Genomic DNA, 14,433 nt, shown 5'->3' with positions numbered 1-14,433 from the left:
TGTCCTGCTGTTCGCACCCTTCCGGGAGCTGCGCGCAACTCCCACATTGTTATGACGACCGAGACCGCCTTTTCCCTCATGTTCGGCGGCATATTTTTTTGAAAATATGCAAGCCATTCATCGGCCCGATTCCGGTTCGAAATCAGGCCCGCGATCCTCCCTTCCGTTCACCCGATGGTCAGATTTGCAGCCCGGCAAATCCATCCCGGCCACCTGAACGTCAGAAATCGAAAGTTGTCGAAACGAGGTAGGTCCGGGGAGTTCCCAGCGCGAGGCCATAGTCAGGAGCCGAATTGGCCCAGTAGTTCTTGCCAAGCAGGTTCTGAATATCCGCTCTGATGGTGATTGGTTTGCCGTTCGGCCCCTGGAACGTATAGCGCGCGCCGATATCGAACCGCGTCCAGTCCGGAATCTGCTGCGTGTTGGCGTAATCGGCATATTGCGACGACGTATAAATCGCGCGCGCCGTCAAAGTGAGGCCTGGCGCGAATGGCGTGTCCCATTCCCCGCCAAAGTTCAGCTGGACCTTCGGGACACCGGGCGCATCCTTGCCCTGCGTGGTGGGGTCCGTAGTTTCAGTCAATGTCGCATCAATGAATGTGACACCGCCCAGCAGGCGTATGCCGTTTGTGACCTCACCGAAGGTGTTGATTTCGATGCCGCGATTGCGCTGCTGCCCGCCAAGGGCGTAGATCAGGGTGACCGGATCGGTCACCGCACTCGGCTGCTCGATTTGAAACGCGCTGAGTGTGGCGGTGATCTTCCCGAAATCGACCTTGGTGCCGACTTCATACTGCTTTGACCTGTAGGGCGCCAACGACGTTCCGGCGTTCGCTGTTCCGGCCGGGGCGATCGATCCTGGCTGAAGGCCTTCGATATAATTTCCGTAGAGCGACACGTTGCTCAGCGGCTTGATGACCAACCCAACAGCCGGGCTTGTGGCGCCCTCGTCGTAAGACGTGGTGACGGCCTGCGAAGTTCGATCGTAGTTCGCGGTTTCGACCTGCTGCTGCCTGACGCCCAGGGTCAACTGAATACGTTCGTCCAAAACCGACAGGGTATCGGCGGCAGCGGCGCCTGACAGGACTGTGGTAGCCGTGCGCGGCGTGCTGCCGGTGGATCCGGGAAAGCCCGGAGCCGGTCCCCAGTTCGGGCTGTAAAGATTTGTCGCGATCGTGGGCCCAAAGAAGATGTTGCTGCCGTTCAACTGGTCGTACCAGCTTCCAATGAACGACACGGCATGGTGGATCGGGCCGGTGTCAAACGTTCCGCGCAATCCACCCTGGGCGGTGCGGGTGTCGGTGCGAGCCGGAAACAGGTAAGGAGAGGTCTCGATGGCGCCTCCGATCCCGGTGATCGAGGGCTGTGCGGCCAAGACCGTAAAATCATTGTTTCTCGCGCCGACCGAACCGAATACCGTCCAGTCCGACGTAAGATCGTACTCAGCCCGGACGACGCCAAAGACGTTCTCGCTGCTCCAATAGGACCACGGCGGAAAAACATTCTTCGAAAGATCCGGAGCCTTCGGCACCGGAATGCCCGGATCGATGTAAAACGGCTGGGCTGGGGAATCAAATCTGTCGTTCTGATAGCCAAGATCGGCGGAAGCCCGGAACCGTTCTCCGCGATAGTCGAGGCCGAGGACTGCATCGCCAAACTGCTGGGATTGACCATTGACGGCGGTGTCGCCGTCCTTGAACGTCCCGTTGAACCGAACACCCCATTCCTTGTCATCGCCGTAACGTCGTCCGACATCGATATGCGTTCCGAACTGCGAGATCGAGCTGTAGGAGGTCGTCAGGCGTGTGATCGGATCATCCGTCGCACGCTTGGGTACGATATTGATCGAACCGCCAATGGCGCCGGTTGGAGAGAGACCGTTCAGCAACGCCGATGGCCCCTTGAGAACCTCAACTCTTTCCGCAATATCCGGAGATACGAATTCGCGTGGCAGCACGCCGTAGACGCCGCCCAGCGAAATGTCGTCTGAGAACACTTCAAAGCCACGCATATAGAAAATATCGGTATAGCTTCCTTGCGACCAGATGCTCCTGACGGATGGATCGTTGTTCAGGACATCGGCGATGCTGCGCGCCTGCTGATCCTCGATCGTCTTCGCCGTAAAGCTCGTTGCGTTGAACGGCGTATCCATAACGCTGCGGTTGCCCAGCATGCCTAGCTGGCCGCCGGTCGCGACCTGCCCACCGGCATAGGCCGGTGGCGGAGCGCCGAGCGTGGACGTGCTCGACGCCCCCTGGACATCGATGGTGTCGAGATTGATTGCGCCCGCGGGTGCGGCGCCAGCGGCCGTCACACCTGGCCGCTGCACCGTGACGGTGTTGGCGTTGTTGAAGCGATAGGTGAGGCCAGATCCTGCAAGCAGACGGCCCAGCGCCTCGGACTGCGACAGCGTCCCCTGCACGCCGGGCGAATTGACGCCGCGCGTAATGTTGGTATCGAAGAACAACTGCAGCCCCGCGACCTTGGAAAAGCGAACCAGCGCCTGCGACAGAGGTTGCGGCGGAATGTCAAAGGACTGCGCGGTTGCCGTGCCTGGCTGCGATTGCGCGATCGCCGGCGATCCGGACAAATCGATCAGCGCCGTCGTGCATAATAACGCAAACATCGCCACCGGCCGCCTCGAGCCCCCTGCCCGCCTTGGCGCCCATTTGACCGCACGCGCATCGCCCCGTTCATTCCGCATCGCCCCACCTTGTCGTCACGGCTTCCGGCCGCAGGTGCGGCCATCGCTCTCAATGGGGTTGACACTTGGCGGACGCCACCTAATGACCCGGCTTCGGCCTTTTCAGCAGATCATTTTTAGAATGCCCCTAAACGGGACGGTGCATCTCAGGAGGCGCGGTAGACGATCGCGATGTAGTTCGTCGCCTGAAGCACGCGGATCGGCAAGGTTTCCGCGATCGTCTGCAAGGCGCTGTCCGCCTGCCTGGTATCGAAAATCGCGGTGACGGGAATATCGCCGATACTGCTGTCGGCCAGCACGATGCGGCCATGCCGGTAGCGCTCCAGCTCCGCCAGCACACGGCGCAACGGAACGTCCTGAAACACGATGCGGTCTTGCCGCCACGCTTCCGACGTATCGAGATCGGCCGGGCTTACCCCGCCGATACCGCCGCTGCCGTAGCTGACCTGAAAACCCGCTCCGACGTCAATGCCGAGCGTCGAACCGGCGCTCACCTGCACCATGTGCTCGCTGACCGTCACCGTGACGACATCGCCGACGGACTTGACATCGAAGCGCGTGCCAAGCGCCTTGATGGCGCCGCCCGCGGCCCCGACGATGAAAGGCCTTTGCGGATCGGCCGCGACATCGAAAAAGCCCTCGCCGCGATACAATTGCAATCGCCGCGACGACGCGGAGAAATTCACCGAGAGCGCCGAATAGCTTCCGAGCTCGACGATGCTGCCATCCGCGAGCGTGAATGTACGCCGCTCACCGATATCGGTGACGTGATCGGCGAACAGGTCACGGCGGCCGAAAGCATAGAGGCCGGCGCCTCCCGCCAGCACGATCATGCCACCCGCCAACAGATGGCGGCGGCTCAGGACGGCCTGCGAGCGCCGAAACTTGTCGAACTCCGGCTGTGCGATATCAAACCGATCCCACAGCGCTTGGGCGCGGGCCCAGGCGGCGGCATGGCTTTCGTCCCGATCGAGCCATGCCAGAAACCCGCGACGGTCATCGTCGCCGACGGTTTCATCCCGCAGGCGGACAAACCATTCCAGCGCCTCCCTCATGATGGGATCGGCCGCATCGTCCTGCATTCCCTGCCACCTGCATAAACCGGCCGGTGCCCGTACACCGCCCCTATCCACTATGACACCCGGAAACAGATATCCAATGGAGCGCGGGGCGCGATTTTTTATCGCTGGCCGACCAGCCGGTCGAGGTCAGTCAGCGCGCTGACGATCTGGGAGATCACGGTATTGCGCGATATGCCCTGGCGCAGGGCGATCTCGTCATAGCTCATGCCTTCGAATTTGTTCAGCACGAACGCCTCACGACGACGCGGCGGCAGAGACATCACGGCGTGGAGCACGCGCCTCAGTTCACAGCGATAAAGCGCGATGATTTCGGGCGACGCGGACGTGTCCGCAATCTCGTGAAATTCCGCATCCGGAAGTTTGACCTCGGCGTGCCGCGCGGTGTCGCGAATATGATTGAAAGCAAGGTTGCGCGCCGCGCTGGTCAGATAAGCGGGGCAATTGGCGAAGTCGTCGCGATCGGCCTGGCCCAGCAGCTTGACGAAGGCCTGATGGACCAGATCCTCCGCCATCGCCCTGTTGCCGACCAGCCGGCCGACAAGCCGCTTCAGCCGGCCGTGCTCGGACGTATAAAGACCAGCCAGATCAACCGCATGGGCGCGCATCACGTTCACTCGAACAAAGCTTCGAAGCGATGGCGATGCCACCGCCTCCGGGCCGCTCCTTCGCCAAGTAAGGGATGGATGATTGTCGCGCAAATGCAATAATTTAGATGCCCTCTAAATTTGTCGGACCATGGTCGCACCTATTCATCGGCGACCACAACCGCGCGCCGGCGCATCCAGACACAGGCCAGAATGACAACAAGCGGGCTCGCAAGAGCGGCCCATGACAAGGCCCACCAGATGCCGCCTTGCCCGAGCAACGCTGACAGCAGGCCGAACACCGTCAATACTGCGAGCACCATCGGCCAGCGCCACACGCGGCTGGCCGAGCCACCTCTTCTGTTCATTCGGCGGCTTCCCGGGATAGCGCGGGCAAGGATGCCGCATGGCTCGCCACCAATTCCGCATCGGCCGCCGCGGCGGGCGAGTTGCGCCGCGATAGCCAGAGATAGAGCCCGCTGCCAAGCACGATGATGGTCACGAGGTCGAGCAGCGCCCAGATGATCTTCAGCGGTAGCCCGCCGTAATCGCCGAAATGCAGCGGCCGCGAAACTTCGAGAGCACGCAGGTACCACGGCATCGCGACCACACCATCCAGCTTCCCGCTGCGCGCATCGACCAGCACGGGACTGAACAGCCGCGATGTCAGCGGCTGCTGCCCCTTCGCCCACAGCAAATAGTGATAGGGCGAGCCGAACTGCGCGCCGGGGAACACCACGCTGCTTATCGTCATGCCGGGAAGTGCGGTCCTCGCGGCATCGAACGCCGCCTGCGGCGAACTCAATTCGGACTCTGCAGGCACCGGTCTGCCGCGCAGCGGAGCAAGCATGGCCCTCACATCGGTCTGCTGCCACAGCGCGAACAATGGCGTCGACAGTTCGTTCATGACGCCGGTCGCCCCCACCACCAGCGCCCAGGCCAGCGTGACCACGCCGAGCATGTTGTGCAGGTCAAGCCATTTCAGCCGCGGCGAACGATCGGCCCGCACCGTGCCAAAATCGAGCTTGCGCATGAACGGCCCATAGATCACGACGCCGGAGACGATCGCGACCACGAACAGCAGCGCCATCGTTCCCATGAACAGTTCGCCGGGAAGCCCCGCGAACAGATCCCTATGCAGGCTGAGCATGGTGCCAAGGAATGTCAGGCTCTCCTGGCTGAGCGGCTTCGACTGCTTGAGCACCTGCGCGGTCCGCGCGTCGAACTTGATCCAGTGGCCGGACTTGCGATCCGCGTTGAACGCCGCCCAGGACGGCGCCATGAACACCACCATCTTCGGCTCGTCGTCATCGACGAATATCGAGACGATGATCTGGCCCGGATACATCTGCCGGCTCAAGGCCGCGACATGATCGAGACTGGTATTGGGCGTGCCGGCCGGCACGCTGGCGTAGGGAAGACCGTCATCGAGCCAGTCGCCGATTTCGTCATTGAAAACCAGCGGCAAGCCGGTGACGCAGATCAGCAACAGGAACGCCGTACACACAAGGCTGGACCATTTGTGGACCCAGAACCATTTTCGAAATGTCACTCGTGTCATGAGATGTCTTTACCGAAGCCCGTTTGACTAGCGATTATCACGCAACGCCGCCACATACGATCAGGATTCTGTTCATTTTTGCACGGCACGGACCGGCATTCATTAGAACCCTTCAAAGAACTTCATCCATCCGCCCCTTAACCTGCTTCCAACCTCACGACCGGTTTTCAAGTCCGCCTGGACGCGCCATGCCTATCACCACCGATATACCAACTTCGCCAGCACCGTTCGACCCAGGCCGAAATTGCAATTCGTCAAACTCGCGCAGGAGGCGACATATTCCTTGTTGAACAGGTTCGTCGCATTGATCGATGCCTGATAATTCTTGAGCGTCGGGGTGAGCGTGCCGAGGTCGTATTGGACGGCCAGATCGACCAGGGTGTAGTCGGGAACCTCAAACGTGTTCGTTGTCGTTCCCCAGCTGGATCCGACATAGCGGACACCGGCGCCGAGCTGCAGCCCTGTCAACGCGCCCGTGGTGAATCGATAGGTTCCCCACAGCGACGCCATGTTCTTCGGAATGCCGGTCGGAACCTTGCCGAGATTGGTCGTGGTGCTCTGGGTGACGAGCGCGTCGTTGTAGGTGTAGGCGCCGATCAGCTCGATGTTGTCGGTCAGATTCGAATGACCTTCCAACTCGAGACCACGCGACCTGATTTCGCCGGTCGCAATGCTGAAGTTCTGGTGGTTGGGGTCCGTCGTCGCGACGTTCTGCTCCGTCAGATCGAAGACAGCAGCGGTAACGAAACTCCTGGAGCCGGCCGGCTGATATTTGATTCCACCTTCATATTGCTGGGCAGTCGTCGGCGGCAAAAGAGCATAGGTATAGGTCGTCGATTCATCCGGCTGGAACGAGGTCGCGTAGCTGACATAGGGGGCGATGCCGTTGTCGAATTCGTAGACAGCGCCGGTGCGCCAGGTGAAGGGATGATCGTTCTGCAGCTGGGTGGAGTCGGATATCAGCTCGTGATCGGTGGCGCTGTACCAATCCTGCCGGCCGCCAATCAAAAGACGGAGGCCGCCGATCTTGATCTGATCCTGCGCATAAAGGCCGAGCCGATCCTGCCCGATATGCTCAATTCCGGAATATGCCGGCGTGGCGATGTTCATGCCATAGACCGGCGCAAACACGTTCAGGCCTGGCGCCGCCCCCAGCCCATAGGCTTCCGTTCCCGTCGTTCTTGCATAATCGAGGCCGACGAGAATCGTATGTTGCAGCATCCAGGTGCTGATATCGGCCTGTAACTGATTGTCGATGGTCAGGTAATTGAGATTTTCATCGTTGACGAAGGAATACCGATTGAGCGTCGTCTGGTTTGCCGCCAGACCGTTGCCGAATACATTTTTTAAATTGTCGTCGACGGTGAGATAGCGGAAATTTTGCCTTACCGTGAAGATATTGTCGAAACGGTGCTCGAACTGATATCCGAAGGACTCCTGGGTCCGGCTGTGCCTGTCTAAGCTGGAATCGCCGGGATCGAGATTTAGGGGAATCTTGCCGTTGATATTCGGCAGCACCGTTCCTACCGCCGGCACGAAATTGTAGAATCCGGCCTCCGGATCATATTGGTAATTTGCCTGTACGGTCAGCTTGGTGTCGTTATCAGGACGCCAGGTGACCGAAGGCGCGATGGCGACGCGCTGATTGTTGACGTGATCGACCTGCGTGCCGGTGTTGAGCCCCTCGCCCGTCAGGCGATAGAGAAACTGTCCGCTTTGGTCGACCGGGCCACCGATGTCGAAACCGCTCTGGATCCGGCCATAGCTTCCGGTCTGGAGAAAGATCTCATGCAGAGGCTCGGCCGCCGGCTGCTTGCTGACGAGATCGACGACGCCTCCGGGCGAAGCCTGGCCATAGAGCACGGATGCCGGGCCGTGCAGAACCTGAATGCTCTGCAGAAAATAAGGGTCGACCGCGACAACGTTGTAGCCGGTCGAGCCGGTGTTTGCGGACGGAAGCCGTAATCCGTCGAGATAGGTGTCCATCAGAAATCCCCGGCCATAAAGATATTCGAGGCCAGTCTCGCTGACGCCGCGCTGCTCGGGGAGTACGCCCGACGTGTAACGCAACGCCTCCGGAACATTCTGGACGTTCTGGTCGTCCATCTGCTTTCGCGCCACCACCGAAATGGATTGCGGCGTTTCGATCAGGGGCGTGCTGGTCTTCGTTCCGGCGACGCTCCTCGTCGCGACATAACCCGCCGTGCCGTCGCCGTCGCCGCCCTGCACATCGATGGTATCGAGCGGGATGGCGCCGGCCGGCGCAGCGCCCGTCACCGGGCCGCTGCCGGGCTGCTCGATCAGCACCGTGCGCGCGCCGGTGAAGCGATAGGAGAGCTTGCTGCCGGCCAGAAGTTGCGCGAGCGCGGCGTTCGGCGTCAACAGTCCGGACACCCCGGCCGTGGTCAGGCCGGAAGCGATCGACGGAACGTAGCTGATCTGGATGCCAGCCTGACGGCCAAATGCCACGAGCGCCGCCGAGAGCGGGCCGGCCAGAATGGAGAACGCGCGCTCCGCATTCGACGTCGGCGCCGAAGTTTGTGCTTGCGCCTGAGCAAATCCGGCTGACAGTGCCGAGCTTGCGGCGAACAAGGCCAGCGCCGCCTTGTATCCGAGATAACGACGCCCCAACGCCCCCGCAAAACGCATCTTCGGCCTCTCCAATCAATTCCATGGCAGGCTTGCGATGCACCGCTTTCGCGCATTCATGCAGCCTCCTTAGTCTCGACGGAAAAGCCGCGTCAATTTCTCCTCTGCACGCGATATTTTTAGAGCGATGTCAAAACCGTCAGCCACGGCGACAGATGCATGACCCTGCCGCCATACGGGCCGACCACGGCCGCCAGCGCGGCGTCCGGATCGGCGAGATCGAACAGGCCGCTCACCGGCGCCGAAGCCAGGCTCGATTGCGGGATCACGATCTCGCCTCGGCGCCAGCGGCCGATCTCCGCCACCACCGAACGAATCTGCTCCTGATCGGCGACCAGAAGATTCTGGCGCCAAGCCGCCGTCTGGCCAGGACCGCGGACACCACGCTGAAGCTGGCCAGAGGAAGGTCCGGCCGCGATCCATTCATTGGTGCCGAGCGTCACGCTGTCGCTTTTGAGCTCTTCATCTAGCGTAACACGGATTTGTCCTTCCTCGACCCCGGCGAGGCTGCGGCCACCGTTCTGCCTGATCTCGAACACGGTGCCCACGGCCGTTGCCAGAAGCTCACCGGCCCGCGCCTCGAAAGGCCTGTCGAACTCCTTGACGACCTCGCAGAGCGCCATTCCCTCGAGCAGATTGATACTTCGGATGGCTGGCGTAAACGCAATCTCGACCGCGCTGTCCGGGCCGAGCGTCAGCCAGCTTCCATCCGGAAGTTGCTGCCGCTTGATCTCTGCGATTTCGGTAACGGCGTCGGAGCGCCAGCGACGCCAGATGTCGGGCCCCTTCAGAATGGCCGATCCAGCCAGGACAACGCCCAATCCCGTCAACACATCCCGCCGGCTGGTCGCGCGATTTTTCCGCGCGCTGCCGGCCCGCTTTTTGGCGCCGACCGCGTCACCGGTGAGCCGATAGACCCGCCTCGCCTCGTCCCAGGCAGCGCGATGCTCGGCGCTTTGCGCGCAAAAACGACGTACCGTCTCGCGCATTGCTTCACTGTCCGGCGCGGACTGCCAGTTCAGCAGCAGCGCCATGGCTTCGTTCCAGATGTCTTCGCTCTCGGCCGGCGCCGCCATGGCGGGATATCGATCCAGTATAGGAACATTGCTGCAAGTCAGGCGGGACTCACGTCATCGTAGACGGTATAGGTTCGGTAATTTCTCGCGTCGAGCGAAGATTATTCGATACCTTGGGCGCGCAGACGGTCGCGAACGGCGCGATAGCCCTCCAGGACCAGCCGGCCGGCGTGGGCGTTCGACATGCCCAACGTTCGGGCGATTTCCGCCAAGGTGTGCTCGCCAAGGCGATGCATCTCGAACGCCTTGCGTGTCCGCTCGGGAAGCGAAGCCAATATCTCGAAAGTTAGCAGCAAAGCCTGCCGGTCCGCGACCACCGTTTCCGCCGACGGCGTGGAATCGGCGAGCGCAAACAATTCCGCATCTTCCAGGCTGACCAACGGTCGCTGCTTGCGGCGGTGATCGATCGCCAGGTTACGGGCGACACGGGCGAGATAGGCTTTTTCGTCGTTGATGATAACCTTGGCCGAGGGCCCCATCAAATTGACGAACGTGTCCTGGATCAGATCCTCGGTCGTCGTCCGGTTGCCGACGATACGATTGATCAGGCGTCGAAGCTTGCTCTGCTCCGACACATATAGGCCTGCTAGATCAATCGCCCGGGCATTCATGCGAGTTGCTCAAGAAGTCATACGAAGATCGGCGCGTCCGTGAGATCTTCACATGATCCCGCTCGATCAAGCGGTAGACGATCGGCCATTAATCCGCAAATCCGATAGTTTATATTGTTTCTAAATTTCTTCGCGAATAAGCCGCAAGCGCTTGCCATTGCTTGCCGCGACGGCCGCGCAAGCGCAGCCCGTGTATTATCTCACGGTAAATCGGACCGGAACGACAAGCTGTGCCGTCTGGCCCGGAATGTCCTCCGGAATGGCTGGCAATGGCGAAGCGCGCTCGATCATTGCCTGGGCCGCCGCATCCAGTTCATTTGATCCGGAACTGTGGACGACGAAGAAATCAAGCACGCGGCCGTCTCGATCGAGCGTGAAGCTGAGCAGACAGACGCCGTCCTCGTGCCGGCCTTTGGCGGTTTCGGGATAGAGCTTGAAACGTTCGAGATGGGCGAGAAGCCTGCTCTTCCACGCCGACGGAAGATCCGTGACCGATGCCGTATATCCGAACGTCTGCCGCGCCGGCTCGACCGTCGGGCTATCCATGCCATTGTCGCCCCGCACCAGACCATTAACCGATGCGTCAGAGCGGACATCGATGCGAACAGGGCGATTAGACGCCTTATTGTTCCGCGCCGGTTTCGGCAATTGCGCCGGTTTGACTTGCAAATTTTTGGGCGCCGCGTCCTGGCCGATCGGGCTCGGCGCAATTGCCGCCAGCGGTGACGCGACGGGATTTTCCGCAGCCGCATTCGAGGGCGTGGTTGCGGCATCGTCTGCTGCTCGCACATTGTCGATCGTAGCGGCGTCGGGTTGCGGATCGGACAGGCTTTCCGGAACAGAGGACGACGGTACAAGATCCGCGAAGATCGCCTGCGGCGGGCTGCCCGTGGAAACCATTGGCCTGGCCGCCCATATCGGCATCATGGCGAGCGCCACACTGATATGGCCGGCTAATGCAAGACCGGGCGCAACGCATTGTCCGAGAACGCCAAAGCCGGACCGCCGCTGTTGCCGAACTGCCGGAGCCAACCTGTTCACATCCACCTCAAGCCCGGCCGCTCAGCCTGCATGGTCAGAAGCGTATCGATCGGTTGCAGCGTTGCGACGGCCTTGAACGCCGATCGCAACAACGCGATGTCGAGCATTTCCTGCTCCGTCCGTCATCAAGACGCCATAACCGGACGTCCCAAGCAACCTCTACGGCTTAGCGAAGTGACGCTCAAGGCGTCCGGGCCGAACCGGGATTAGAAGCTCTCGAAGACATCGGACGCCGTGTCGTCCGTGACCTGTTACGGCGGCCCGCAGATCCGCACCGCCGCAGCTTCGTTAAAGCCTTGATTGCTATTTCAGGAATCGAATGTCGTCGGGAGAAGACAGGTTCGCGGCGCGCCATGAGAGATACCGTAGCGCGTTGAATTGGGGTGCAGAAACGCCGACGGTAGCGCTCCCACTGCTCGTCAGGCGGCAGCTAGAACCTCGGCCCGAACCAACGGGAACAATTGATCGGCGCATCTTTTCCATTCGTCACAAGTATAGACGCCATCGTGGTTATAATTCCAGATCAGCGGCTCCTTCACTCACCAGCGATATTTCAAGGTCGCGAGAACGTTGCGGCGCAGTCCGTAATAGCAACCATTTGTGCAGAAGCTTATATATTGACGGTCGAACAGATTTGTTACGTTGAGGGCCAAGGACAATCCCTTAAGTGACGGGTTCTTCGCGCCAAAATCATAGCTCGCCATCGCGTCGAACACGGTAACAGCAGGCATGGTATAAGTGTTCGCCGTATTTTCCGTGTTACCCAAGTAACGAGCACCTCCGCCGAGCTTTAAACCGGCCAGCATACCATCTGTGAACTTGTATGTTGCCCAGAGATTCGCGCTGTTTTCGGGTATCGCGGCAGGCCGGAAGCCAACATCCCCGTTGTTGGATTTTGTCGTCTTCGCGTCAATGTAAGCATATGACGCGATTAGATCGACATGTTCAGTAAGACCCGCTCTCGCGCTGAGCTCGAAGCCCCGAGAACGTATCTCGCCTGTCTGAATTTGATTGTTATTGTTATTCGGATCTTGCGTCAGAACATTCTGTTGGGCGAGGTCAAACACGGCCGCTGTGAAGAGCGCGTTCATAAACGTGGGCTGGTATTTTATTCCGGCCTCGTACTGCTGCCCCGTTGTTGGCTTGAACGCCGTGTCGCTTGCGTCAGTCCCGATGGTCGGTAAAAACGATGTGGAATAACTCACGTATGGAGCAATGCCGTTGTCAAAGAGATATAGGAGGCCCGCATTCCACGTCGTGGCAGCGTTCGACTGTGTTTGAAGGGCGTCATTGTTGAGAAGATTTGTCGTTGAAGAACTGGCCCAATCTTCACGGACGCCGAGCGATGCTCGCCAACCGCCGAGAGCGATTTGATCGCGCGCGTAGATACCAAGATCGTCAAGCTTCTGGCGGGTATCGATATAGGTGTCGGCCGACGTATATGCGGGGAGAGGTTGATAATAATTTGGGTTGAGCAAATCGAGCGACGGCGCATCAGCGTCCGTTTCTTTGTCGGCGAAGTCGACGTGCTGATAGTCTAGCCCGAATAGAACCTTGTGATGCAGGCTGCCGGTATCAAAAGATTTCTCATCCTGGTTATCGACCTGAAAACTATCGTAGCTGTTTATATCCTGGAATTTGTCTCGGACGATCGTTGTACCGGTGATGGAGTCATCCTGAACGCTGTCGAACAACCAGCTTGTGTGCATATATCGGAGGTTCTGGCGAACCGTCCAGCCGTTGTCGAACTTGTGCTCAAACGAATAGCCAATGGAGGCTTGCTTGCTCTCCAGTTTATTAAAGCCCAGGTCGCCGGTGAAGAAATTATCCGGGATTCTATAACCGGCAGCGTTCGGCACAAACGACCCCGCAAACGGACGCTTGTTCCAGAATCCGACATTTGGATCATATCGATAGTTTGCGAAAACCGTGAGAGTTGTCGAATCGTCCGGCTTATAAGTGATGACCGGAGCGATAGAAAGACGGCTGAGATTGGTGTGGTCGACCTGGGTGCCGCTATCGAAGCCAACGCCCGTAACCCGATAGAGCCAATGCTTGTCTGCGTCGAGCGGGCCGCCCGTATCGAAACCGCTCTCAATCCGCCCGTAGCTTCCCCCTTGAACAAACACCTCATGAAACGGATCGTCGGTCGGCCGCTTCGTAGTTAGCGCAAGAATGCCACCCGGATAGCTTTGGCCGTATACGGCGGCTGTTGCCCCTTTCAGGACTTCGGCACGCTCAAGCATGTATGGATCGTAGGCTGGCTGCACGAACGTTCCGACGGGAGTGGCAAGACCGTCGACATAGTTGGTGGAAGTAAAGCCACGGGTTACGATTTGATCGGATTGTTTTGAATCCGAGTTATCTTCGCCGACAACCCCTGCGTTGTAATACGAGACGGCTTGTCCGACATTAAGCGGCTGCTGGTCGTCCATTTGTTGTCGCGTGGTCACCGAGATTGATTGGGGCGTCTCAACAATTGGAGTGTCAGTTTTTGTGGCCGTCACGCTTCTTGTCGCGACATAGCCGACACCAGGGCCAAAAGGCGATTGGGCACTGTTGCCCTGCACATCGATCGTATCGAGCGGGATGGCTCCCGCAGGCACCGCGCCGGGGCCGCCGACATTCGCAGCATTTGCGTTGATCAGCCGAACCGTGCGTCCACCTGCAACCTGTGCGGAAAATCCTGTACCGGCGAGCAATCTGTTCAAGCCATCGCGCAACGCGAAGGCGCCCGATACGCCTTGCGTCCGAATCCCGGCAGGAATGGCGCCGTCAAAGACCAGGTCGATATTCGCCGCTCGCGAGAACGATACGATTGCGGTCGAGAGCGCCTGGGGCGGAACTGCAAACATGATTTGCCGTTCTGAGCGCCTTGCAGATGCCGTCGGCGGACTTGCCGACGGCCCTGCTTGCTGCGCGAAGGCCGGTGGCATCGACATCAAGAGACCCGCAAACGCGGTCGATCCCAGCAGGATCGCATGCACCCGCCACTTTCCGGCACCAAGCAACAACAGATTCCGCCGTATCATCCCAATACCCCGCCCCGTGACCAAGCCGGCCCTTATGGTCCGAACTTCATCCACTCAGACGAAGGACATCGCGCGCTTTCTGATGGCGTAATG

The 14,433-nt window shown here is 59.8% G+C and carries 10 protein-coding genes; all 10 read right to left on the bottom strand.

All coding sequences use genetic code 11. The annotated features are described in order from the left end of the window. Positions 1-220: 220 nt before the first annotated feature. Entirely contained in the window at positions 221-2,626 is a 2,406-nt protein-coding gene (locus tag HB630_RS20085) for a TonB-dependent receptor (protein ID WP_213774033.1), read from the bottom strand. A 224-nt stretch (positions 2,627-2,850) separates the two neighbouring features. After that, positions 2,851-3,786 (bottom strand): FecR family protein, encoded by a 936-nt coding sequence (locus tag HB630_RS20080; protein WP_213774032.1) that lies wholly within the window; start codon positions 3,784-3,786, stop codon positions 2,851-2,853. A 98-nt stretch (positions 3,787-3,884) separates the two neighbouring features. Continuing rightward, complete coding sequence (locus HB630_RS20075; protein WP_213774031.1) at positions 3,885-4,391, bottom strand: sigma-70 family RNA polymerase sigma factor; 507 nt, start codon at positions 4,389-4,391, stop codon at positions 3,885-3,887. Positions 4,392-4,531: 140 nt separating this feature from the next. After that, positions 4,532-4,738, bottom strand: coding sequence for a hypothetical protein (locus HB630_RS20070; protein ID WP_213774030.1), 207 nt, complete (start codon positions 4,736-4,738; stop codon positions 4,532-4,534). After that, entirely contained in the window at positions 4,735-5,931 is a 1,197-nt protein-coding gene (locus HB630_RS20065; RefSeq protein WP_213774029.1) for a PepSY-associated TM helix domain-containing protein, read from the bottom strand. The genes HB630_RS20070 and HB630_RS20065 overlap by 4 nt, the downstream gene beginning before the upstream one ends. A gap of 195 nt (positions 5,932-6,126) precedes the next feature. After that, positions 6,127-8,580: a TonB-dependent siderophore receptor gene (locus tag HB630_RS20060; RefSeq protein ID WP_213774028.1), complete on the bottom strand. Its 2,454-nt coding sequence runs from the start codon at positions 8,578-8,580 to the stop codon at positions 6,127-6,129. A 119-nt stretch (positions 8,581-8,699) separates the two neighbouring features. After that, positions 8,700-9,656, bottom strand: a complete 957-nt coding sequence (locus HB630_RS20055) for a FecR domain-containing protein (protein WP_213774027.1) — start codon at positions 9,654-9,656, stop codon at positions 8,700-8,702. Positions 9,657-9,757: 101 nt separating this feature from the next. After that, positions 9,758-10,267, bottom strand: coding sequence for a sigma-70 family RNA polymerase sigma factor (locus HB630_RS20050; RefSeq protein ID WP_249780942.1), 510 nt, complete (start codon positions 10,265-10,267; stop codon positions 9,758-9,760). Between the two features lie 195 nt (positions 10,268-10,462). Further along, complete coding sequence (locus tag HB630_RS20045) at positions 10,463-11,167, bottom strand: TonB family protein (RefSeq protein WP_213774025.1); 705 nt, start codon at positions 11,165-11,167, stop codon at positions 10,463-10,465. A 680-nt stretch (positions 11,168-11,847) separates the two neighbouring features. Then, a complete protein-coding gene (locus HB630_RS20040; RefSeq protein WP_213774024.1) occupies positions 11,848-14,295 on the bottom strand; it encodes a TonB-dependent siderophore receptor in 2,448 nt (815 codons plus the stop codon). Positions 14,296-14,433: the final 138 nt, after the last annotated feature.

It is taken from the genome of Bradyrhizobium sp. dw_78, from assembly GCF_018449525.1.
GTDB lineage: Bacteria > Pseudomonadota > Alphaproteobacteria > Rhizobiales > Xanthobacteraceae > Bradyrhizobium.
The sequence above is the reverse complement of the archived record's forward strand: the minus strand, read 5'-3'. Positions and strand labels throughout refer to the sequence as shown.

Excerpts from the sequence above, each read along its gene's own strand:
- HB630_RS20060 (WP_213774028.1), bottom strand. The coding sequence starts at position 8,580 with ATGCGTTTTGCGGGGGCGTTGGGGCGTCGTTATCTCGGATACAAGGCG.
- HB630_RS20065 (WP_213774029.1), bottom strand. The coding sequence starts at position 5,931 with ATGACACGAGTGACATTTCGAAAATGGTTCTGGGTCCACAAATGGTCC.
- HB630_RS20055 (WP_213774027.1), bottom strand. The coding sequence starts at position 9,656 with ATGGCGGCGCCGGCCGAGAGCGAAGACATCTGGAACGAAGCCATGGCG.
- HB630_RS20085 (WP_213774033.1), bottom strand. The coding sequence starts at position 2,626 with ATGTTTGCGTTATTATGCACGACGGCGCTGATCGATTTGTCCGGATCG.
- HB630_RS20045 (WP_213774025.1), bottom strand. The coding sequence starts at position 11,167 with ATGGTTTCCACGGGCAGCCCGCCGCAGGCGATCTTCGCGGATCTTGTA.
- HB630_RS20050 (WP_249780942.1), bottom strand. The coding sequence starts at position 10,267 with ATGAATGCCCGGGCGATTGATCTAGCAGGCCTATATGTGTCGGAGCAG.
- HB630_RS20070 (WP_213774030.1), bottom strand. The coding sequence starts at position 4,738 with ATGAACAGAAGAGGTGGCTCGGCCAGCCGCGTGTGGCGCTGGCCGATG.
- HB630_RS20080 (WP_213774032.1), bottom strand. The coding sequence starts at position 3,786 with ATGCAGGACGATGCGGCCGATCCCATCATGAGGGAGGCGCTGGAATGG.
- HB630_RS20075 (WP_213774031.1), bottom strand. The coding sequence starts at position 4,391 with ATGCGCGCCCATGCGGTTGATCTGGCTGGTCTTTATACGTCCGAGCAC.